Source organism: Klebsiella sp. RHBSTW-00484 (assembly GCF_013705725.1).
In the GTDB taxonomy this organism is placed as follows: domain Bacteria; phylum Pseudomonadota; class Gammaproteobacteria; order Enterobacterales; family Enterobacteriaceae; genus Klebsiella.
In genome coordinates, this window is the sequence record NZ_CP055481.1 from 1486001 (window position 1) to 1507979 (window position 21979).

Consider the following 21979-nt stretch of genomic DNA (forward strand, 5'->3'; position numbering starts at 1 on the left):
CTGGCTTGTCATCGCGCCGTAAAACGGAGCGGTATCATGCATACATAGGAAACCGGTTCCACATAATCATCAATAGTTTCATTTGTAGTTACAAGATATAAAAAATTAAGATCTGAATTTTGTGATTTTGATCGCTTTTTCAGCAAAGGGAGAGATGTGTGCAAATGCTGAAAAAGCGCCGCGCGTGCAGTACACTGCGGGCAACATTGGCAACAGGAATAACCACATGGCAACAATGCTGGAGGTCGCGAAGCGCGCGGGGGTGTCGAAAGCCACCGTTTCGCGGGTGCTGTCGGGTAACGGCTATGTCAGTCAGGAGACCAAAGACCGCGTGTTCCAGGCGGTGGCTGAAAGCGGCTATCGGCCTAATCTGCTGGCGCGTAACCTGGCGACCAAAAAGACGCAGACCCTCGGACTGGTGGTGACCAATACCCTCTATCATGGCGTCTACTTCAGCGAGTTGCTCTATCACGTGGCGCGGATGACCGAAGACAAAGGGCGGCAGCTGATCCTCGCCGACGGCAAGCACAGCGCGGAGGAAGAGCGCGAGGCGATTCAGTATCTGCTCGACCTGCGTTGCGACGCGATTATTATCTATCCGCGCTTTCTTAGCGTTGATGAGATGGATGAGATTATCGAGAGCCATGAGCAGCCGATTATGGTGCTCAACCGCCGCCTGCGCCGCAACGCCAGCCATTGCGTCTGGTCCGATCAAAAGGCCTCGGCGATGATGACGGTGGAAAAGCTCATTGAACTAGGTCATCGCGACATCGCTTTTATCACCGGTTCGCTGGATTCGCCAACCGGCGTTGAGCGTCTCTCGGGCTATAAAGATGCGTTGTCTCGCCACGGCATCGACCTGAACAACGATTTGATTGTTGAAGGAAGATGGACGCCGGAAACCGGTGCCGCCGGGGTGGAGACGCTGCGCCAGCGTAACGCCCGCTATAGCGCGCTGGTAGCGAGCAACGACGATATGGCGATCGGTGCGATGAAGCAGCTACATCTGCACGGTGTTAAGGTGCCAGAGCAGGTATCGGTAGTCGGTTTTGATGATATCGTGCTGGCACCGTATATGGTGCCATCGCTCTCCAGCGTGAAAGTACCGGTCACAGAGATGATCAAAGAGAGCATTAACCGACTGATTTTTATGCTCGACGGCGGTGATTTAAAATATCAGCAAACCTTCCCCGGTGAGCTGATTGAACGCGACTCGATGGTTCCCGGCCCGCATGCCTGACGTCGTCATCTGTCATCGTCAGTTGTGACGATGACACTGTTCCTGTTATTTATTCCCTTTATTATCAATGCAATAAAAATTGGAACGTATTATGCATACTCCGGCGCATCACCTTCTTACAGCTGGAGAAATGGATGAACCGTTTCATTATCGCCGACGCGAGCAAATGCATCGGCTGCCGCACCTGTGAAGTGGCCTGCGTGGTCTCTCATCAGGAACATCAGGACTGCGCCGCGCTGACGCCAAAAAACTTTTTACCGCGTATTCACGTGATTAAAGGCGTCAATGTGTCGACGGCCACCGCCTGTCGTCAGTGCGAAGACGCGCCGTGCGCTAACGTCTGCCCGAACGGCGCAATCAGCCGCGAAAAGGGTTTTGTCCACGTGATGCAGGAGCGCTGTATTGGCTGCAAAACCTGCGTGGTGGCCTGCCCGTATGGCGCGATGGAAGTGGTAGTGCGCCCGGTTATCCGCAACAGCGGCGCGGGTCTGAACGTGCTGGCGGAAAAAGCCGAAGCTAATAAGTGCGACCTGTGCTATCACCGCGAGGAAGGCCCGGCCTGTATGGATGCCTGCCCAACTCACGCGCTGATTTGCGTCGACCGCAACAAGCTCGAACAGATGAATATCGAAAAACGCCGCCGCACGGCGCTGGCCTGGTAATTTGGCCGCGCGATGAACGGGGTGCAAATTCGCATTCGCGGTAAAGTGCAGGGGGTGGGATTCCGCCCCTTTGTCTGGCAGCTGGCGCAGGAGCTTGGGCTATGCGGCGACGTATGCAACGACGGCGATGGCGTACTGGTGCGGCTTGGCGGCGGTGATGCGGCGTTTCTGGCCGGATTAACCCAGAACTGCCCGCCGCTGGCGCGGATCGACAGCACGCAAGTTCAGTCGTTTGTATGGGCCATCGCGCCGTCGGGTTTCATTATCCGTCAAAGCGGGACCGGGAGCATGCGTACGCAGATCGTGCCCGATGCCGCCACCTGCCCGGAGTGCCTTGCGGAGATGAATAATCCGCAGGAGCGCCGCTACCGCTATCCGTTTATCAACTGCACCCACTGCGGGCCGCGCTTTACCATTATTCGCGCCATGCCTTATGACCGCCCGCTGACCTCCATGTCTCCGTTCCCTCTTTGTCCGTCCTGTGCGGCGGATTACGGTAATCCTGCCGATCGCCGCTTTCATGCTCAACCGGTTGCCTGCGCCGAGTGCGGGCCGCAGCTGGAATGGCGCGGCGCGGTGGAGAACCTGCTTGGCGATGCCGCTTTAGAAACGGCAATTGCCCGTCTGATGGCGGGTGACATCGTGGCGGTGAAGGGGCTGGGCGGTTTTCATCTGGTATGCGATGCCGGAAATCGTGATGCGGTGGCGACGCTGCGGGCGCGCAAGCATCGTCCGGCAAAACCGCTGGCGGTGATGCTGGCGACAACGACGGGACTGCCCGAACAGGCGCTTAAGCTGCTGACATCCCCCGCCGCGCCGATCGTGCTGCTGAATAAAGCGCAGGTTGCTGGCCTGGGCGACCAAATTGCGCCAGGGCTTGCGGAAGTAGGGGGGATGTTGCCGTCTAATCCATTGCAGCATTTACTTTCGCAGGCGCTGGCGCGCCCTTTAGTGATGACCTCCGGCAACCTTAGCGGCCGCCCGCCCGCGTTGACCAACGACCAGGCGCTGGCGGATCTCGTCGGGATTGCCGACGGTTTTCTGCTGCATAATCGCGAGATTGTGCAGCGGATGGACGATTCCGTGGTGCGGCAAAGCGGCGAGATGCTGCGCCGCGCTCGCGGCTATGTGCCGGACGCGCTGCCGCTGCCGCCGGGATTCCACGACGTACCGCCGCTGCTGGCCCTCGGCTCGGATATGAAAAATACCTTTTGCCTGCTGCGCGGCGATGAAGCGGTGCTCAGTCAGCATTTTGGCGACCTCGGTGACGAGGGCGTAGAAGGGCAGTGGCGGCAAGCGCTGCATTTGATGCAGGAGATCTACGCTTTTACGCCGCAGCGGGTGGTGGTTGATGCCCATCCCGGCTATCGCGCCTCGCAGTGGGCGGCGTCGCTATTGCTGCCGGTGGAGCGCGTTTTACATCACCATGCCCATGCAGCCGCCTGCCTGGCTGAACATCGCTGGCCGCTGGACGGCGGCGATGTCATCGCCCTGACGCTCGACGGCATTGGAATGGGGGAAAACGGCGAGCTATGGGGCGGCGAGTGCCTGCGGGTTAACTATCACGAGTGCGAACGGCTTGGCGGCTTGCCCGCGGTGGCGCTGCCCGGCGGTGACCTCGCCGCCCGTCAGCCGTGGCGCAATCTGCTCGCTCAGTGCCTGGCGTTTGTGCCTGACTGGCAGAACTATGCTGAAACCGCCGCGCTGTGTCAGCAAAACTGGCCGCTGCTGGCGCGGGCCATTGAGCGCGGCATTAATGCGCCTAAAGCGTCGTCGTGTGGACGTCTGTTTGACGCCGTCGCCTGCGCGTTGGGCTGCGCGCCGCAAACCCTGAGCTATGAGGGCGAGGCGGCCTGTCGACTGGAGGCGCTGGCGGCAACCTGCGAAAGCGTTGATCACCCGATGACGTTACCGTGGCGCGACGGCGTGCTGGACCTGGCGAGGTTCTGGCAGCAGTGGCTCGGCTGGCAGGCCAATCCGGCGCAAAAAGCCTGGGCTTTTCACGATGCTCTGGCCTGTGGGCTGGCGGCAATGATGCGTGATTGTGCGAACGCGCGGGACATTCACACCCTGGCTTTTGGCGGCGGAGTACTGCATAACCGGCTGCTGGCGGCGCGATTAGCCTTTTATCTTCATGATTTTACTCTGCTGTTTCCGCAGCAACTACCCGCAGGCGATGGGGCGCTCGCCCTCGGCCAGGCGGTTATCGCTGCGGCCCGTCTTCAGGTTTAAAGGACACCAATATGATAATGATGATTTTGCGTCAGCAGCCGCGCGCAGCGGCGCTGGTGCTGGCATTAATTGCGGCCAATTTGCTGGCCTGGGGCTGGGCGTTTGTCGCGTTCGGCGGCAGTGGCGCGCTAATGGCTGCCAGCCTGCTGGCCTGGGGTTACGGCCTGCGCCATGCGGTGGATGCCGACCATATCGCGGCGATCGATAACGTGACCCGCAAAATGATGCAGCAGGGGCGGCGGCCTTTCGGCGTTGGCGCGTGGTTTTCGCTGGGCCACTCGTCAATTGTGGTGCTGGCTTCGGCGGCGATTGCCGCGACCGCCACCGCGTTTGGTCAACAGATGAGTTGGTTTCACGATACCGGCAGCGTGATCGGCACCGCCGTGTCGGCGCTATTTTTGCTGGTGATGGCGTTTATCAACCTGGTGATTTTGCGCAGCGTCTGGCGCAGCTTTCAGGCGTGGAAGCAGGGCGAAAAGGTGAGTGATGAGATGGCGATCGGCGGCGGCATGATGAGCTGGCTGTTTGGTAAGACCTTCCGCCTGATTAGCCGCAGCTGGCAGATGTATCTGGTGGGCTTTCTGTTTGGTCTCGGCTTTGATACGGCGACGGAGATTGGCGTATTGGGGATCTCCGCTGCCAGCGCATCGAGCGGGATGTCAATCTGGTCGATTATGGTTTTCCCGGCGCTGTTCGCTAGCGGCATGGCGCTGGTGGATACGCTTGATAATGTGCTGATGGTCGGCGCTTACGGTTGGGCGTTCAGCAAACCGCAGCGCAAGCTCTATTACAATATGACCATTACCGGGACGTCGGTGGTGGTGGCGCTGTTTATCGGCGGGCTGGAAGCGCTGGGGCTGTTGATGGACAAATTTTCCCTGAGCGGTGGGGTCTGGCGCTGGGTTGGCGCGTTGAACGACAATCTTGGCGACGCTGGTTTTGTGGTTGTCGGGCTGTTTGTTACCTGCTGGGTGCTGTCGGTGCTCAACTACCGCTGGCGCGGATACGATAATCTGGCGCGGTAGGTTGGGGACCCCTGAAATAAAAAGATGGGGATGGTTTTCTCCCTCTCCCTCCGGGAGAGGACCGGGGTGAGGGTATTTTTGCGCACATTCTCCCCTCACCCTAACCCTTATGTCTTGACCTTCTCCGTTCCGGCGGAGAAGATCCCCGACTGATCATCGGGAGGTTACCGGTGAGCATCACCCAGCCCTGGAGCCCCTGAGCCCGCGGGAGAGATTATGCCCCGGTAACCTGTTTCCCTGTCGCCTCAAGACCGAACGGTATCCTGTGCCCTGAGCACCCACATATAAGGATGGTCCGGCGATAATATTCATAAGGTTACGGAGTACCATGATGAATCTTGTCCCTGTCGGCGTTGATATCGCCAAACTCAAATTCGACGTTGCTGTCCTGCTGCCAAACCAGAAGTACAAAACCAAAAAATTCGCCAATACCCCAGCCGGATGCCGCGAATTTCTGAACTGGCTGGCGCGTTTTGGTCACTGTCATGTCTGCATGGAGGCAACAGGTTGCTACAGCACTGAACTGGCCACCCTGCTGGCCGATAATGGCTGCTGCGTCAGCCTTGAAAACCCGGCACGTATCCATGCGTTCGCAAACACTGAACTGACCCGCAATAAAACGGACAAAAGCGACGCGGCGCTGATAGCGCGCTACTGCGCTCTGTATCAGCCGGCCCCCTGGCATCCTGCGCCGCTGAGCGAACGACAACTGACGGCTCTGGTACGCCACCTGCGTAACCTGGAAGAGATGCGTCAGATGGAGATGAACCGCCTTGAGGCAGCAGATGAAGTCATCGTTCCTTCCCTGAATGAACACGTTACGATGCTGGATGAGCTGATTGAAGAAACCCGCAATAAAATCAACCGGCATATCGATGATAACCCAGACCTGAAGCGGGACCGGGAGCTACTGAAAAGTATCCCCGGAATAGGAGACATGCTGAGTGTGAGCCTGCTGGCGTTCGCAGGAAATCTGCGACGGTTCAGCAACAGCAAGGCACTGGTGGCGTATGCTGGTTTGAATCCTCGTCGTTGTGAGTCAGGGATGTGGAAAGGGAAAAGCAGGCTGTCGAAAGTGGGCCATGCAGAGCTGCGTAGCGCACTGTATATGCCAGCGGTAGTGGCAGGAAGATGCAATAAGGTGGTGAAAAACCTGATGGAAAGGCTTGCAGCCCGGGGTAAGACAGGGAAAGAGCGAGTGTGTGCAGGAATGAGGAAATTACTGCAGCTGGCTTATGGTGTGGTGAAATCCGGGCATGAATTTAACGCTGAAATACCACTTGCAGGATAACCGGCAAGACGGTATCTCTCCCCGAAGGGGAGAGGGAACCGTCTTGCTGACATTTTTTACTACATAACAATGTGTTAACACTTTCAGTAAAACAGAAAAATTTCCGGGGATAACGTCAGTTCATACAGGCTAACTCACCAACTGCTTGAGCAGCGCAAAGGCTTCTTTCATGCGATCCTCGCTAACCACAAAGGCGCGCAGCTGGTTTTCGGCATCCACGCCTTTCGCCACCAGACCGTCTTTGGCGGCAACGATAGTCCACGTCAGATCCTCGCGCCGGGTATCGCCCGCCAGATGCAGCGGTAAATCCGGCGTTTTGACCTTCACCAGCATCGGCGGCAGCTTTAGCTCGCCCTGCTGGGTCAGCAGATTTTTACCCAGGCACATGGCGCTCAGCAGAATCGGTTGCAGGAACGGCAACACCATGCCGTTGATTTCCGCGCAGTCGCCGAGAGCGTAAATCGCCGGATGGCTGGTTTGCAGCTGGCTGTTTACCACCACGCCGCGATTAATCTCCAGACCCGCATGCCGCGCCAGCGCCGTTTCCGGGCGCAGGCCGGCGGCAGCGACCACCGCATCAACGGTCACCGTGCGCTGACGGTCAAGGGTGACGCGAATGCCGTCGGCGCTTTGCTCCAGGCTTTCCAGCTGGGATTTCAGCATCAGGTGCACGCCCATATCGGTCAGACGATGCTGCAGGCGGCTGCTGGCCTCCGGCGGCATCAGCGCTGACAGCACGCTGGCGGAGTTATCCACCACCGTCACTGCTTTCCCGGCGCGGCAGAAATCCATCGCCAGCTCGCAGCCAATCAACCCGCCGCCGACGATCAGCACGCGTCTGGCGTCATGCAACTGACTCTGCGCTGCGCCATACTCACGCTGGCTGTTGAGGGTCAGCATCAGCTCGCGTCCCGGCACTGGCGGAATAAACGGCGTCGCGCCGGTGGCCAGCACCAGTTTGTCATAGCGCCACTCGCGGTCCTGGCTTTTCACTACCTGATTCCCTGCGTCGATATCGCTCACCCAGGTATGCGGGAACAGGCGCAGATTGTACTGCTCGGCAAACTCTCCCGCCGTTTGCAGAGTCAGGTCGTCGGCCTTCTGACCACGGCTGACCACATGGCTGAGGTCCGGTTTGTTGTACTCATCCATGCTGTCGGCGGCGATCAGGGTCAGCGGGATTTGCGGGTCCTGCTTGCGGATATTTTTCACCAGCTGACGGGCCGCGAAGCCCGAGCCGATGATGACGATGCCATCACTCATTTCGCCTCCGATGCCAGAACATCAAACACGTCTTTACCCAGCGAGCATTCCGGGCAGAGGAAGTTATCCGGGACTTCGCTCCACGGCGTACCCGGCTGGACGTCCTGGTTCGGCTCGCCTTTTTCTGGATCGTAAATCCACTGACACACGCTGCACTGCATCATCGGTCCGAGGTCGGCTGCCGCTGCGGCGGCACAGGCGCAGGCTTCTTTTGCCTGGTCTGGTTTGGCAGCGGCTTCCGGCAGCGGAGCCAGCGCCCACTGACGAGCGATTTCGCGACCGTGCTGACGGCAAATTTCCAGCGCGTCGAGGTCTGGACGCCATTTGGCCTTCAGGCTAAGGGACATTTCAAAACCGGCATCCTGTAAACGGGTAGAGAGACGGTCAACCGCGCCGCCGCTCCAGCCGTGGGAACCAAAGGCGCTGGCGTGCTTGTTGCGAAAACGCAGGCCGGTCATCTCTTCCACCAGCCCGGCGATTTTCGGCATCATCACGTTGTTCATGGTGGAGGTGCCGACCAGCACGCCTTTGGAGCGGAACACGTTGGTCAGGATTTCGTTTTTATCGCTGCGGGCGACGTTAAAGATTTTCACCGCCACGTTCGGGTCAACTTCGTTGATGCCCTGGCCAATCGCATCCGCCATCATGCGAGTGTTATTGGACATGGTGTCGTAGAAAATGGTGATACGGTCTTCCTGATAGTCCGCCGCCCATTTCAGGTACAGCTCAACGATCTGGGTTGGATTTTCACGCCATACCACGCCGTGGGAGGTGGCAATCATGTCGACCGGCAGATTGAAGCCGAGGATCTCGGTGATTTTCGGCGTCACCAGGCGGCTGAACGGGGTCAGGATGTTGGCGTAGTAGCGCTGGCACTGCTCGAACAGTTCGGTCTGGTCAACTTCGTCGTTGAACAGGCGTTCATCGCAGTAGTGCTGGCCGAAGGCGTCGTTGCTGAACAGCACAGCATCGCCGGTCATATAGGTCATCATGCTGTCTGGCCAATGCAGCATCGGGGTTTCGACGAAAATCAGCTGCTTGCCGTTGCCAATATCCAGACTGTCGCCGGTTTTCACTACGTTAAAGTTCCACTCCGGATGGTGATGGTGACCAGTGATGGAGTCGATGGCGTTGTTGGTGCAGTAGATCGGGGTGTCCGGAATGCAGGACATCAGTTCGGTCAGCGCGCCAGCATGATCCTCTTCGGCGTGGTTAATAATGATGTAGTCGATATCGGCGAGGTCGATTTCGCTGCGCAGGTTCTGTACGAACTCGCGGCTGAATTTATGATCGACGGTATCGATCAGCACATTTTTTTCTTCGCGGATGAGATAGCTGTTGTAGCTGCTGCCGCGCAGCGTTTTGTATTCGGTTCCGTGGAAATCACGCACTTCCCAGTCACGTTGGCCAACCCAATGAATGTTATTTTTAACCAGAATAGACATAGCAACCTCAATTAATTCAGCATTGTTCAAATAAGATGTTTTGCTTATATCAAGTTGCGTGCCAACTTTTTAATTAATTGAATTTAAAGGTTTTAATATTTTTAACTAAATTTGTTGATGTCAAAATGACAATGGTTAAAATAGTCGTTATGACTATCTTTATTGTCAGAATGACTATGAGGCGACAATGAGTTTCTCCGTCGAGGCCCTGGCGAAAATCGCCATTGATTTGCAAAGCGATATCGGTCATGCCGACCGTTTCTCGCGCCTGATTACCACCCTGCGGCAGATTCTCGGCTGCGATGCTTCGGCGCTGCTGCGCTACGAGGCGCACCAGTTTGTGCCGCTGGCGATTGATGGCCTGGCCCAGGATGTACTTGGGCGGCGCTTCGCCCTTGAGGGGCATCCACGGCTGGAGGCGATTGCCCGTGCCGGGGACGTGGTGCGTTTCCCGGCAGACAGCGACCTGCCGGACCCTTACGACGGATTAATTCCCGGACAGGAGAGCCTGAAGGTACATGCCTGCGTCGGGCTACCGCTGTTTGCCGGACAAACCCTGGTTGGTGCGCTGACTCTCGACGGCATGGATGCAGATCGCTTCGACAGCTTTAGCGATGAGGAGCTGCGCCTGATTGCCGCTCTGGTAGCCGGGGCGCTGAATAACGCGCTGCTGATTGCCCGGCTGGAGAATCAAAACGTGCTGCCGGAGCAGGCTATCGCTTACCCGGCGTCCGAGCGTCAGGAGATAATCGGCCTGTCGGCACCGATTTTACAGCTGAAAAAAGAGATCGATATCGTCGCGGCTTCCGACCTGAATGTCCTTATTAGTGGCGAAACCGGCACCGGCAAAGAGCTGGTGGCGAAGGCGGTGCATCAGGGGTCGCCGCGTGCAGCCAATCCGCTGGTGTATCTCAACTGCGCAGCGCTACCGGAGAGCGTGGCGGAAAGCGAGCTGTTTGGTCACGTTAAAGGGGCGTTTACCGGGGCGATAAGTAACCGCAGCGGCAAGTTTGAAATGGCGGACAACGGGACGCTGTTCCTCGATGAAATTGGCGAGCTGTCGCTGGCGCTACAGGCCAAACTGTTGCGGGTGCTGCAGTATGGCGATATTCAGCGCGTCGGCGATGACCGCAGCCTGCGGGTTGATGTGCGGGTGCTGGCGGCGACCAACCGCGACCTGCGTCAGGAGGTGGTGGAGGGCCGTTTTCGTGCCGACCTTTATCATCGTCTGAGCGTGTTCCCACTGTCGGTTCCGGCGCTGCGCGAGCGGGAAAACGACGTGGTGCTGTTGGCGGGCTATTTCTGCGAGCAGTGCCGTTTGCGCATGGGGCTGTCGCAGGTGATTTTAAGCGACGCGACGCGGGCGAGGCTGCGCGCCTGGCCGTGGCCGGGGAACGTACGTGAGCTGGAACATGCAATCCATCGCGCGGTGGTGCTGGCGCGGGCGACGCAGGCCGGTAATGAGGTAGTGCTGGAGCCGCAGCATTTTCAGTTCGCCGTGGAAACACCGGCCCTGCCGAGCGCAAGCCCGCAGTCGGTGACGGAGGTGGTGAATTTACGCGAGGCGACGGAAGCCTTCCAGCGCGAAGCGATTGCCAGAGCGCTGGCGGATAACAGCCGGAACTGGGCCGCCGCCGCCCGCGCGCTGGATCTCGACGTCGCCAACCTGCATCGGCTGGCGAAGCGTCTGGGACTTAAAGGATCCCGGCTTGATAAAAGTTCTGCAGGTTAATCGCGCCGACCAGCTGTCCGTTGTCATCGACCACCGGCGCGGCGCTGATTTTGTGTTTCATCAGGCGCTCTTTAGCTTCTACTGCGCGACTTTCTGATTGCAGGGTTACGCCGTTTCGGGTCATCGCCAGGCTGACGACATCTTGCAAACTGCCGCCGCCTACCAGCCAGCGGCGCAGGTCGCCGTCGGTAAACACGCCCTGGACGTGATTGTGCTCATCGCAGACCGCCACCAGTCCCAGACCGGTGCGGCTGAGTTCGAGCATCGCATCCATCACGCTGGTATCAACCTCCACGCGCGGCACGTCGCCATCGCGGCGCATGAGATGGTGAACTTTGTTCAACAGTCGTGCGCCCAGCGCGCCAGCCGGGTGCGAGCGGGCAAAATATTCTTCATTAAAGCCGCGAGCCTGCATCACCGCCATCGCCAGCGCGTCGCCGAGCATCAGCGTGTTGACGGTACTGGAGGTCGGGGCGAGGTGCATCGGGCAGGCTTCGCGTTCCACTGCGATATCAAGCACGGCTTTGGCGGCCAGCGCCAGCGGAGAGGTGGATTTGCCGGTCATCGCCAGCAGTGGTATGGACCGTTCTTCCAGCCGTGGGACGATAAGATCCAGTTCTTTAGCGCCGCCGGAGTAGGAAATAAACAGCATCACGTCGCGGCTATCGAGCATTCCAAGGTCGCCGTGTAACGCTTCCGCCGGATGGACGAAAAACGCCGGGGTGCCGGTGCTGGCGAAAGTAGCGGCCAGCTTTTTGCCGATGTGGCCCGATTTACCGATCCCGGAGACCACCAGTTTGCCCTCGCAGTGGATGATGATTTCCGCTGCGCGGATGAAGTCGTCGCCCAGGCGTTCAGGCAGGCGGCTCGCCTCCTGAAGCTCCAGCAGTAGGGTCTGGCGTCCGGCTTCTAACAGAAAGTTACTCATGATGTTCTCCAGTAATAATGACTTCGATGCCTTTTTCTTCCAGCGCCCGCTGGAATTCAGGGTCGATGTTGGCATCGGTAATCAGTTTGTCCACGCTCTCCAGGCCGCAGACGATATTGGGACTTTTGCGGCCAAACTTCGATGAGTCGGCCATCAGGATAACCTCGCGGGCGGCATTGCACATCGCTTTGCTGACCGTAAAAACCTCATTAAAGGTGGTGACGCCGGCGATTAAATCAATCCCGTCGGTGCCCATAAACAGTTTATCGAAGCTGAAGTGTTCGAAGGCGTTTTCCGCCAGCTGGCCGTGAAAAGAGGCTGATTTTTTACGGAAGGTACCGCCTGGCATCAGGATCGTTTGTTCGTTATCCAGTTCGGAGAGGGCGTTGACGATATGAAGGCTGTTGGTCATCACCGTGATGTTATTGAAGCGGCTGAGCATTGGCACCATTTGCAGGACCGTGCTGCCGGCGTCGAGAATGATCGAGTCGCCATCGTGGATAAAGCCCACCGCAACTTCGGCAATCTGCTCTTTTTTATGGGTGTTGATCAGCGTCTTGTGGTCGATGGGCGGGTCGGCCTCGTCTTTATTTAACACCACGCCGCCGTAGGTGCGGATAACGGTACCGGCATTCTCAAGGATGACCAGATCCTTGCGGATGGTGGTACCGGTGGTGTCGAAGTGTTGCGCCAGCTCTTCAACCGAGCATTTGCCCTGCGCTTGCAGGTGCTCGAGAATGGCTGCCTGGCGCTGACGTGGTTTCATAGGCGTTGTATCCTGCGTTTAAAGTTTCGAAATGATAATTTCGCAAGATATTAACTTTCACAACGAAATTATCCATGTTTCGGATTAAGCGCTAATAATAGTGCATTCTGACAGAGCGGATCATTGGGAAAGATCACATCAGGCTGCAATTCCTGGAGATGTTTGCCGTTGAGAGCGGGAATTTTTTGTGGTCTGGCGAAGACGGTGAGACCTTTCATTAACAGCGTATCGCGAATGCGGTCGTGTTCATCGACGGCGATGGCGACGACGGCGCGCGGTTTGAATCGGCCCGAGGAGCGACCCACGCCGACCCGGCCCTGTTGGCACAACTGGTCAAAGGCGCGATTAAACTGGCGGATTTGCCAGCCACCAAAGGCGAGCTGGGTTATCCAGGCTATGGCGGCGACGGTGATGAGTGCGGTAACCATAAAATCTCCTTAAGATGTGATGCCGGGAAGAACCCGGGTCGCGGCGCGAGCGCCTTACCCGGGCTACAAAACAGGCCGATCGGTAGCCCGGATAAGCGCAGCGCAATCCGGGACTCCTGTTTAAAACATCACCTGCCCGCCGGTGACGTTGATGGACTGCCCGGTGCAGTACGAAGCCTGCGGGCTGGCGTAAAACATCAGCACATTGAGCACGTCCTGATAATCGCAGCCGCGCTTGAGCGGGACTTTATCGACGTAATACTGCTCAACTTCGTTCTCGGCAATCCCCAGCTTGGTGGCGTACTGCGGCAGTAGCGACTGGAACATCGGCGACTTCAGCAGGTTACCCAGCATCAGCGAATGGACGGTGATACCGTACTCCGCGAGATCTAATGCCAGAGACTGCGTCAGCCCCACGCCGCCAAATTTCGCCGCGCTGTAGCCGGAGTTGTGCTTGCTGCCCACTTTGCCGGATTTCGAGTTGATCTGGATGATGCGTCCTTTTATACCGTCGCGGATCATCAGCCGCGAAAACTCGCGGGCGCAGAGGAAGTAGCCCACCAGATTAACCTGCAGCGAGCGGTCAAAATCGCCCAGCGCGAAGTCGCTGATAAAGGCCGCTTTGGCGATCCCGGCGCTGTAGACCAGCAGATCTGCGCGGGAAAATATTTCGTCCACGCCGCGGGCGAGGGCGACGACGCTGGCTTCGCTGGTGGCGTCGGCACCAAAGCCGTACGCCGTTCCTTCGCCATATTCGGCGTTAATGGCCTGCGCGACGCGGGTCGCTTTATCGCTCTGAATATCGACAACCGCCACGCGATAACCCTCTGCGGCAAGGCCGCGACACAGAAACTCCCCTAAGGTTTGTCCCCCGCCAATGACAACAGCAACCTGATTCATAATTTTCTCCTTACAACTTAAGCAACAAATTTCAGTACGCAGCCGGTGGCGATCTCTTCCGGCACCGGGCCCGCCACGTGGACGGTTCCTGGGAATTCCGCTTCGCGGTGACCATCGAAACGCAGCGTGATATGGCCGAGTTCGCGCAGGTTCTGCTCGGCAACGTCGCCGACGGCGGTCACCGGATAGCGCTGTTCGCCAAGCTGAAGCTCCGCGCCCGGAACCAGCGGGCCGGATAGCTCGCCATGGTTGTGAATAAAGCAATACTCTTCGATATCGGCCGGGGCCCCTTCGCGAAAGGTGATCAGCATCTGGTCTTCCAGCGCCATCGTCGCACTGGCACCGATACGCGTAATGGTGGTCTGGTAAATCACGGTCATCTTCAGGAACCTCTTATTGGTAAATAAATCCGGAAACGAACCATGCGATCAGCACCGTTGGCGCGCCGGTCAGGAAGCGGCTCACCAGCACCGACGGGACGCCGACGCGCACGGTGTCCTGTCTCGCTTCCGCCAGCGACAGACCAACCGGGATAAAGTCGCAGGCGGCCTGGGCGTTGATCGCAAACAGTGCGGGCAGGGCGAGGTGCGGCGGAATATTGCCAAGGCCAATCTGCACGCCAATCAGTACGCCGATAACCTGGGCGATGACCGCGCCTGGGCCGAGGAACGGCGACAGCAGCGGGAAGGAGCAGATCAGCGCCAGGGTGACGAGGCCCAGAGGATGGCTGGCGAGCGGTGCCAGACCGTGGGCAATCCAGTCGCCGACGCCGGAGGCCATGATGATGCCGATCAGCGCCGAGACGAAGGCCATAAACGGCAGAATGGTTTTCAGCACCGTATCGATGGTGTCGCGACCGGCCTGGAACAGTACCGCTACCACGGAGCCCATCCCCATTCCGACCTTCGCCAGCAGGCCGTCGCTCTGCTCGGTTATCTTCTTGCTGGTGTCATAGTCGCGGACCGCCGGTTGAGCTGGCGCGGCCTGTGGAGCAGGGGAGTCGTTATCTGTTAAGGCGTGAATGTTCTCGCTTTTCACTCCGGAAACATAAATATCCTCGACGATGTACTGCGCCAGCGGGCCAGATTTGCCGGTGGCGTGGATATTAATGGTCGGGATACGGCGCTTTGGATAGATGCCGCAGCGCAGGGTGCCGCCGCAGTCGATAATCGCCACGCCGATTTCCGCTTCCGGCGGTTCGCCCTCTTTGAAGCCATCGACCGCCTGCCAGCCGGTGAGGCTCGCGATTTTATCGACGATCGCCGGACGGGTGCCTGCGGTGATATAGACAATCTTTTTACCGGCAACGACGTCCAGTTCGAGCGGGCCGCCCCAGCCACCGGTGCCTTTTTCAATACGAATACGCGTCATGATGTTGCTCCTGACAGATGGACTTTCTGCTCAAGTTGGATGGCCATTTTCTTCTCAAAAATCGAGGTGGTCAGGTCGGTCACCCAGCCACGGAAGAAGTTCGTCACCAGGCCCACCAGCAGATAGCTCACCGCCAGCGGCCCTAACGGCAGGCCGAGAGTGGTCAGCCCGTTGGCGATCCCGAGATAGACGAACAGCTCGCCGGGGTTGATATGGGGAAACAGGCCGTTCATCGAATGGCAGCTGTAGGAGGCCGCCGCGTAGTAGCTGGGTTTGTATTTCTCGGGCATAAAGCGCCCGAGGCTCAAGGTCATGGGGTTACAGAAAACGAAGGTGCCGATGCAGGGCAGCAGCAGGTAGCGGGAGATCGGATTACCGGCGCAGCGTTGCGCCAGCTTTTCGATCCGCTGCTGACCAATAAAGTTGATCAAGGCGTTCATGATCACCAGCAGACTGATCAGCAAAGGCAGGATCCCGGTGACCATACCGGTAAACACCTCACCTCCCTTCTGAAACAGGCCGATAAACCATTCGGCACCGTGGGTAATGACTTCAATCATTGTTCTCTCCTTCAGCGTGTTATTTTTCTTGCTAACTGGCGGCTAATTTTAATCACTTCGAAAGATTTAAAAGTGTTAATTTGATCGCAAAATGAAAGATAAATATTTTATTTTGAAAGGTTGTGACTGAGGAGGAGAAAAGAATGTGACGAGCGATGAGGTAAAAATGGCAATAAAAAAGAATTTCAGTCGCTGCCGCTTCCTTGTGAGCGGGCGCATGCTTTACCATAATTACCTCTTGCCGATTTGTTAAATGGATGTCCCATGTTGAAGCGTTGCTATCTGGTTTTACTCCCGCTGTGTGCTCTTTTCGCTGCCTGTAGCAGCAAACCTCAAACCCCTGCGGAAACGGAAATGGCGGGCAGTACCGGCGGTTTTTTGCTGGAGCCGCAGCATAATGTGATGCAGATGGGCGGTGATTTCGCCAACAACCCGGCGGCGGAACAGTTCATCGACAAAATGGTGAGTAAGCATGGATTTGACCGTCAGCAGCTGCACGAAATTCTCTCGCAGGCTAAACGTCTGGATTACGTTCTGCGCCTGATGGACCGTCAGGCTCCGACCGGGCTGCCGCCGTCAGGGCCGAACGGCGCCTGGCTGCGTTACAAAAAACAGTTTGTTACTCCGGATAACGTGCAGAACGGCGTGGTGTTCTGGAACCAGTATCAGGACGCGCTCAACCGTGCGTATCAGGTTTACGGCGTGCCGCCGGAAATTATCGTCGGGATTATTGGCGTGGAAACTCGCTGGGGCCGGGTGATGGGCAAAACCCGCATCCTTGATGCGCTGGCAACTCTTTCGTTTAACTATCCGCGTCGTGCGGAGTACTTCTCCGGCGAACTGGAAACCTTCCTGCTGATGGCACGCAGTGAAAAAGATGATCCGCTGGACCTGAAAGGGTCGTTTGCCGGAGCGATGGGCTACGGTCAATTTATGCCATCCTCCTATCGCCAGTACGCGGTGGATTTCAACGGCGACGGGCATATCAACCTGTGGGATCCAGTTGATGCTATCGGCAGCGTGGCTAACTACTTTAAGCAGCATGGCTGGGTGAGCGGCGATCAGGTAGCCGTGCAGGCGATGGGCCAGGCGCCGGGGCTGGCTAACGGCTTCAAAACCAAATACAGCGTTTCGCAGCTGACGGCGGCGGGATTAACCCCGACTCAGTCGCTGGGTAACCATCAGCAGGCGAGCCTGCTGCGTCTGGATGTGGGCACGGGATATCAGTACTGGTACGGTCTGCCGAACTTCTACACCATTACTCGCTACAACCACAGCACCCATTACGCGATGGCCGTCTGGCAGTTGGGGCTGGCGGTTTCTCAAGCTCGTATGCAGTAATCTCGCCCTCTGTGCTCCTCTCCCTTCGGGGAGGAGCCTGTTACATTTTGCAGCATTTCCTTTCGTTGACACCAATTTACATTTTACGCATCTTTCAATATTGTTATGTTATAACGTTTTATTGAGGTGTGAGAATTGACTTCCATATTGATGGCTTCCGGCGCAACGCGGCTGATTATCGCCTGTTCCTTGCTGGCCGTGCTGTGGCTGGCGACCTGGTGGGCTGTGTCGCTGCCATGATTGAACTTGATCATCTGGTGGCAGGCTATGAGGGCCTGGCAATAACGCCGTCGCTGAGCGGCAGGATTTCGGCGGGCAGCATGACGGCTATCGTTGGCCTGAACGGCTGCGGTAAATCGACGCTGCTAAAGACGCTGGCCGGGTTTATTCCACCGGTGAGCGGCCGTCTGAACTGGCGTGACGGACGACCGATTATCGGTTGGCTGGCTCAGCGCCACTCTCTGGAGTCGCAGTTTCCACTCACCGTGCAGGACGTCGTCAGCCAGGGTGCCTGGCCGCGCGTGTCGTTGCTGCGCGGGTTACGGGGAGAAATTCGTCAGCGTATTAGCGCGGCGCTGGAGCGGGTGGGGCTATTAGCGATGGCGAAAACGCCGATTGAGGAGCTCTCCGGCGGCCAGTTTCAGCGGATGTTGTTCGCCAGGGTGATGATACAGCGCGCGCCGCTGGTGATGCTCGATGAGCCGTTTACCGGCATTGATGAAGCCACAAGTCGCGATCTGATGATGCTGATCCAGGAAATGCATCAGCAGGGGCAGACGATTCTGGCGGTGCTGCACGATAACCAGCGGGTCGCCGAGCATTTCCCGGAAACGCTGTTGCTGACGTCGCAGCATGCCCGCTGGGGCGAAACTCCCGATGTGCTGTCCGCATTTAACTCCGCGAGGCTGGCATGATCTGGCACACCTTTTTTCAGCCCTTTATCGAATTTGGCTTTATGCGTCGCGCGCTGGTGGTATGTCTGGCGTTATCCCTCAGCACCACCATGCTCGGCGTTTTCTTGCTCCTGCGGCGTATGAGCCTGATGGGCGATGCGCTGTCACACGCGATTTTGCCCGGTGTGGCGGCGGGGTACCTACTCAACGGGATGTCGCTGCTGGCGATGACCGTTGGTGGATTTATTGCCGGGATTGCGGTCGCGCTGGTGGCGGGGTGGGTCAGCCGCCGTACGCCCTTAAAAGAGGACGCCAGTTTCGCCGGATTCTACCTCGGTTCCCTGGCGCTGGGCGTCACGCTGGTATCGCTGCGTGGTTCTAACGTCGACCTGCTGCATCTGCTGTTTGGTTCGATTCTGGCGGTAGACAGCGATTCGGCGTTGTTCGTTTCGGGCGTCGCCAGCCTGACGCTGATCTGTATTGCTCTTTTTTATCGCGGCCTGGTCAGCGAAACCTTCGACAGCGTCTGGCTACAGGTGAACTCGCGAAGATTGCCTGCTCTGCTGCACGGCCTGTTTCTCGCGCTGCTGGTGCTTAATTTGGTCGCTGGATTTCAGGTACTCGGTACGCTGATGGCAGTGGGCGTCATGATGCTGCCTGCGGTAGCCGCTCGCTGCTGGGCGCGGACGTTGCCGGGTATTCTGCTGTTGGCCGCGCTTATTGGCGCGCTATGTGCCTGGATGGGCTTGAGCCTCTCCTGGGCGGCGAATCTACCAGCCGGTCCGGCTATCGTCTTGACCGCCAGCGGCATCTTTTTTGTTTCGGTGTTTTTTGGCACGCGCAGTCGGTTGGTTGTCGGCTGGCGTAAATTAATGGGGTGAGGAAAATGATGAAACGTACCGGGATACTGCTGGCGCTGGCGCTGGGCATGGCGTCGCAAGGGGTGATGGCAAAAACGCTGAACGTGGTGAGTAGTTTTTCTGTTTTAGGCGACATGGTGCAGCAGGTTGGCGGTGAACATGTGCACGTGGATACCCTGGTGGGGCCTGACGGCGACCCGCATACCTTTGAACCGTCACCGAAAGACAGCGCGCTGCTTAGCAAAGCCGATGTCGTGGTGGTGAACGGCCTGGGGCTGGAGGGTTGGCTGGACAGGCTGATTAAAGCATCCGGCTTTAAAGGTGAGCTGGTCGTGGCGTCCAATGGAGTAAAAACCCATACCCTTGATGAGGATGGTCAGACGGTTACCGACCCGCACGCCTGGAACAGCGCTGCAAACGGTGCGCTGTATGCGCAAAATATCCTTAACGGCCTGGTAAAAGCAGACCCGGAAGATAAATTGGCGCTGGAGGCCTCGGGTAAGCGCTATATCAGCCAGCTCAACGAGATGGATAGCTGGGCGAAAGATCAGTTCAGCACTATCCCACAGGCCAGGCGCAAGGTGTTAACCAGCCACGATGCATTCGGCTACTTTGGCCGCGCCTATGGCGTGACGTTCCTTGCGCCGCAAGGATTGTCTTCGGAAAGTGAAGCCAGCGCGGCGCAGGTGGCGGCATTAATTAAACAAATTAAAGCTGACGATGTGCATACCTGGTTTATGGAAAACCAGCTTGACCCCAGATTGGTCAAACAGATTGCCAGCGCAACGGGTGCGCAGCCGGGCGGTGAACTCTATCCTGAGGCGCTTTCCGCTCCGGGTGGCGTAGCGGATAGCTACGTGAAAATGCTGCGTCACAACGTAGAGCTGATTGCTGCCAGTATGAAATAAATGAATCCGGCCCGCGATGGGCCGGTTATTTAACTTTATTGTTCTGCTTGCATCTGCTTGATTTTTTTGGTCAACGTGAACCCGTAGATCATGCAGCCCACGCCCAGTAATATCTGTACGCCTTCAGATAGCGGGTTGAATGAGCGGGTGAAAATGTGTAGTAGCGCAGTGAGCAGCGAAAATACGCCGCATAAAAATAGACAAAGGCGTACTTGTCTAATTTTTTTCAAATTCTGCTCTGGGGTAAGCGGTGCTTTAGCCATTCCTGGTAACCTCTAATTTAACTCTTCCTTATGTACGGTGAATTGTGGCACTGGTGGCACCTGGCAGCTATCCGAAAATGCTGCGCTGGCGCGGACAATGTTTTTCGGAAGCCTCCTCGTAAATTCGCCACCTCATCCCCATATCTCTGCTGAAAGTGCTATCTTTGATGACCTCTTTATACGGCTTACGTGGGGCGACGAATGACAGATTCGGAATTAATGCAACTGAGCGAACAGGTGGGGTTGGCGCTGAAAACGCGCGGCGCGACGGTAACCACGGCGGAATCCTGTACTGGCGGTTGGGTCGCCAAAACGCTTACCGATATCGCGGGCAGCTCGGCATGGTTTGAGCGCGGTTTCGTCACCTACAGCAACGAAGCGAAATCGCAGATGATTGGCGTCAGCGAGGTGACTCTGCTTGATCATGGCGCGGTGAGTGAGGCGGTGGTGGTGGAGATGGCAATTGGCGCTCTTCGCGCGGCGCGAGCGGATTATGCTATTTCGGTCAGCGGCGTTGCCGGGCCGGACGGCGGCAGCGCGGAAAAGCCGGTTGGAACCGTATGGTTTGGCGTGGCCAGCGCCAATGGGCAAGGCGTGACTCAGCGCGAATGCTTTGCTGGAGACCGGGAATCGGTACGTCGTCAGGCGACGGCGTATGCCCTAAAACTCCTCTGGCAACAATTTCTACAAAACACTTGATACTGTATGACTATACAGTATAATTGCATCAACAGAACAGAATTCACTACCCGGTTACACCCGGCATGAGAGGAGTAATAATGGCTATCGACGAAAACAAACAGAAAGCGTTGGCGGCAGCACTGGGCCAGATCGAAAAACAATTCGGCAAAGGCTCCATCATGCGCCTGGGTGAAGACCGTTCCATGGATGTGGAAACTATCTCCACCGGTTCGCTTTCACTGGATGTCGCCCTGGGCGCTGGCGGTCTGCCTATGGGCCGTATCGTCGAGATCTACGGGCCAGAATCTTCCGGTAAAACCACGTTGACACTGCAGGTTATCGCCGCCGCTCAGCGTGAAGGTAAAACCTGTGCGTTTATCGATGCAGAACACGCACTGGACCCTGTTTATGCTCGCAAACTGGGTGTCGATATCGACAACCTGCTGTGCTCTCAGCCGGATACTGGCGAACAGGCTCTGGAAATCTGTGATGCGTTGGCGCGCTCTGGCGCAGTAGACGTTATCGTTGTCGACTCCGTTGCGGCCTTGACGCCGAAAGCGGAAATCGAAGGTGAAATCGGCGATTCTCATATGGGCCTCGCGGCACGTATGATGAGCCAGGCGATGCGTAAGCTCGCAGGTAACCTGAAGCAGTCCAATACCCTACTTATCTTCATCAACCAGATTCGTATGAAAATTGGTGTGATGTTTGGTAACCCGGAAACGACTACCGGCGGTAACGCACTGAAATTCTACGCCTCTGTTCGTCTGGATATCCGTCGCATCGGTGCGGTGAAAGATGGCGATAACGTCATCGGTAGCGAAACCCGCGTTAAAGTGGTGAAAAACAAAATCGCCGCGCCGTTCAAGCAGGCTGAGTTCCAGATCCTCTACGGTGAAGGTATTAACTTCTTCGGTGAACTCGTTGACCTCGGTGTGAAAGAGAAGCTGATTGAGAAAGCTGGTGCCTGGTACAGCTATAATGGCGACAAGATTGGTCAGGGTAAAGCGAACGCGATCTCCTGGCTGAAAGAGAATCCGGCTGCAGCGAAAGAGATCGAGAAGAAAGTTCGTGAACTGCTGCTGAGCAATCAGGACTCCACTCCGGACTTCGTCGTTGACGGAAACAGCGCAGAAGAAACTGAACAAGATTTCTGATATCGTCAGAAAGTCTAACAAGGGGCCGCTTAT

The 21979-nt window shown here is 57.2% G+C and carries 22 protein-coding genes; 12 read left to right on the forward strand and 10 right to left on the reverse strand.

What is annotated here, in order from left to right; all coding sequences use genetic code 11:
• Positions 1–226 precede the first annotated feature (226 nt).
• From HV213_RS07155 to HV213_RS07175, 5 genes are all read left to right on the forward strand, one after another.
• Positions 227–1240: a LacI family DNA-binding transcriptional regulator gene (locus HV213_RS07155; protein ID WP_181485185.1), complete on the forward strand. Its 1014-nt coding sequence runs from the start codon at positions 227–229 to the stop codon at positions 1238–1240.
• Between the two features lie 134 nt (positions 1241–1374).
• On the forward strand, positions 1375–1902 hold the full coding sequence (gene hydN, locus HV213_RS07160) for an electron transport protein HydN (RefSeq protein ID WP_110277002.1): 528 nt from the start codon (positions 1375–1377) through the stop codon (positions 1900–1902).
• A gap of 12 nt (positions 1903–1914) precedes the next feature.
• A complete protein-coding gene (gene hypF / locus HV213_RS07165; protein ID WP_181485186.1) occupies positions 1915–4134 on the forward strand; it encodes a carbamoyltransferase HypF in 2220 nt (739 codons plus the stop codon).
• A gap of 11 nt (positions 4135–4145) precedes the next feature.
• Positions 4146–5159 (forward strand): HoxN/HupN/NixA family nickel/cobalt transporter, encoded by a 1014-nt coding sequence (locus HV213_RS07170; protein WP_181485187.1) that lies wholly within the window; start codon positions 4146–4148, stop codon positions 5157–5159.
• Between the two features lie 328 nt (positions 5160–5487).
• A complete protein-coding gene (locus HV213_RS07175) occupies positions 5488–6450 on the forward strand; it encodes an IS110 family RNA-guided transposase (RefSeq protein WP_197975051.1) in 963 nt (320 codons plus the stop codon).
• A 129-nt stretch (positions 6451–6579) separates the two neighbouring features.
• Here the strand turns inward: HV213_RS07175 and norW are convergent, their stop codons facing one another.
• Both norW and norV read right to left on the reverse strand, forming a co-directional pair.
• Complete coding sequence (gene norW, locus HV213_RS07180) at positions 6580–7713, reverse strand: NADH:flavorubredoxin reductase NorW (protein ID WP_181485188.1); 1134 nt, start codon at positions 7711–7713, stop codon at positions 6580–6582.
• Complete coding sequence (gene norV / locus HV213_RS07185) at positions 7710–9158, reverse strand: anaerobic nitric oxide reductase flavorubredoxin (RefSeq protein ID WP_181485189.1); 1449 nt, start codon at positions 9156–9158, stop codon at positions 7710–7712. The genes norW and norV overlap by 4 nt, the downstream gene beginning before the upstream one ends.
• A gap of 187 nt (positions 9159–9345) precedes the next feature.
• Between norV and norR the strand changes: the two genes are divergently transcribed.
• Positions 9346–10890 carry a nitric oxide reductase transcriptional regulator NorR gene (gene norR / locus HV213_RS07190; RefSeq protein WP_181485190.1) on the forward strand — a complete coding sequence of 515 codons (1545 nt, stop codon included), beginning with the start codon at positions 9346–9348 and terminating at the stop codon, positions 10888–10890.
• On the opposite strand, the gene gutQ is transcribed toward norR, so the two are convergent.
• The 7 genes from gutQ to srlA form a co-directional block, all read right to left on the reverse strand.
• Positions 10853–11818 carry an arabinose-5-phosphate isomerase GutQ gene (gene gutQ / locus HV213_RS07195; RefSeq protein ID WP_181485191.1) on the reverse strand — a complete coding sequence of 322 codons (966 nt, stop codon included), beginning with the start codon at positions 11816–11818 and terminating at the stop codon, positions 10853–10855. The two genes, norR and gutQ, sit on opposite strands and share 38 nt — an antisense overlap.
• Entirely contained in the window at positions 11811–12584 is a 774-nt protein-coding gene (srlR, locus tag HV213_RS07200; protein ID WP_181485192.1) for a glucitol operon DNA-binding transcriptional repressor SrlR, read from the reverse strand. Before srlR ends, gutQ begins: the two co-directional genes overlap by 8 nt.
• A gap of 68 nt (positions 12585–12652) precedes the next feature.
• Positions 12653–13012 carry a transcriptional regulator GutM gene (gene gutM, locus HV213_RS07205; RefSeq protein ID WP_181485193.1) on the reverse strand — a complete coding sequence of 120 codons (360 nt, stop codon included), beginning with the start codon at positions 13010–13012 and terminating at the stop codon, positions 12653–12655.
• 120 nt (positions 13013–13132) lie between these two features.
• The gene (gene srlD / locus HV213_RS07210) at positions 13133–13912 is read right to left on the reverse strand and encodes a sorbitol-6-phosphate dehydrogenase (protein ID WP_139539484.1); all 780 of its coding nucleotides are present in this window, start codon (positions 13910–13912) and stop codon (positions 13133–13135) included.
• Between the two features lie 17 nt (positions 13913–13929).
• Positions 13930–14292, reverse strand: coding sequence for a PTS glucitol/sorbitol transporter subunit IIA (srlB, locus tag HV213_RS07215; RefSeq protein WP_181485194.1), 363 nt, complete (start codon positions 14290–14292; stop codon positions 13930–13932).
• A 13-nt stretch (positions 14293–14305) separates the two neighbouring features.
• Positions 14306–15283 (reverse strand): PTS glucitol/sorbitol transporter subunit IIB, encoded by a 978-nt coding sequence (srlE, locus tag HV213_RS07220; RefSeq protein WP_181485195.1) that lies wholly within the window; start codon positions 15281–15283, stop codon positions 14306–14308.
• Complete coding sequence (gene srlA / locus HV213_RS07225; protein ID WP_110277014.1) at positions 15280–15843, reverse strand: PTS glucitol/sorbitol transporter subunit IIC; 564 nt, start codon at positions 15841–15843, stop codon at positions 15280–15282. The genes srlE and srlA overlap by 4 nt, the downstream gene beginning before the upstream one ends.
• 264 nt (positions 15844–16107) lie before the next feature.
• Between srlA and mltB the strand changes: the two genes are divergently transcribed.
• The 4 genes from mltB (at position 16108) to HV213_RS07245 (ending at position 19845) form a co-directional block, all read left to right on the forward strand.
• Positions 16108–17184 carry a lytic murein transglycosylase B gene (gene mltB, locus HV213_RS07230; RefSeq protein ID WP_181485197.1) on the forward strand — a complete coding sequence of 359 codons (1077 nt, stop codon included), beginning with the start codon at positions 16108–16110 and terminating at the stop codon, positions 17182–17184.
• Positions 17185–17387: 203 nt separating this feature from the next.
• Entirely contained in the window at positions 17388–18098 is a 711-nt protein-coding gene (locus HV213_RS07235; protein WP_181486350.1) for a metal ABC transporter ATP-binding protein, read from the forward strand.
• Positions 18095–18958: a metal ABC transporter permease gene (locus HV213_RS07240; RefSeq protein ID WP_181485198.1), complete on the forward strand. Its 864-nt coding sequence runs from the start codon at positions 18095–18097 to the stop codon at positions 18956–18958. Before HV213_RS07235 ends, HV213_RS07240 begins: the two co-directional genes overlap by 4 nt.
• 8 nt (positions 18959–18966) lie before the next feature.
• Positions 18967–19845, forward strand: a complete 879-nt coding sequence (locus HV213_RS07245) for a metal ABC transporter substrate-binding protein (protein ID WP_181486351.1) — start codon at positions 18967–18969, stop codon at positions 19843–19845.
• 35 nt (positions 19846–19880) lie between these two features.
• Here the strand turns inward: HV213_RS07245 and HV213_RS07250 are convergent, their stop codons facing one another.
• Positions 19881–20108 carry a hypothetical protein gene (locus HV213_RS07250; RefSeq protein ID WP_181485199.1) on the reverse strand — a complete coding sequence of 76 codons (228 nt, stop codon included), beginning with the start codon at positions 20106–20108 and terminating at the stop codon, positions 19881–19883.
• Positions 20109–20309: 201 nt separating this feature from the next.
• Between HV213_RS07250 and pncC the strand changes: the two genes are divergently transcribed.
• Positions 20310–20807 carry a nicotinamide-nucleotide amidase gene (gene pncC / locus HV213_RS07255; protein WP_181485200.1) on the forward strand — a complete coding sequence of 166 codons (498 nt, stop codon included), beginning with the start codon at positions 20310–20312 and terminating at the stop codon, positions 20805–20807.
• Between the two features lie 80 nt (positions 20808–20887).
• A complete protein-coding gene (recA, locus tag HV213_RS07260; RefSeq protein WP_181485201.1) occupies positions 20888–21946 on the forward strand; it encodes a recombinase RecA in 1059 nt (352 codons plus the stop codon).
• The last annotated feature ends 33 nt before the right edge of the window (positions 21947–21979 follow it).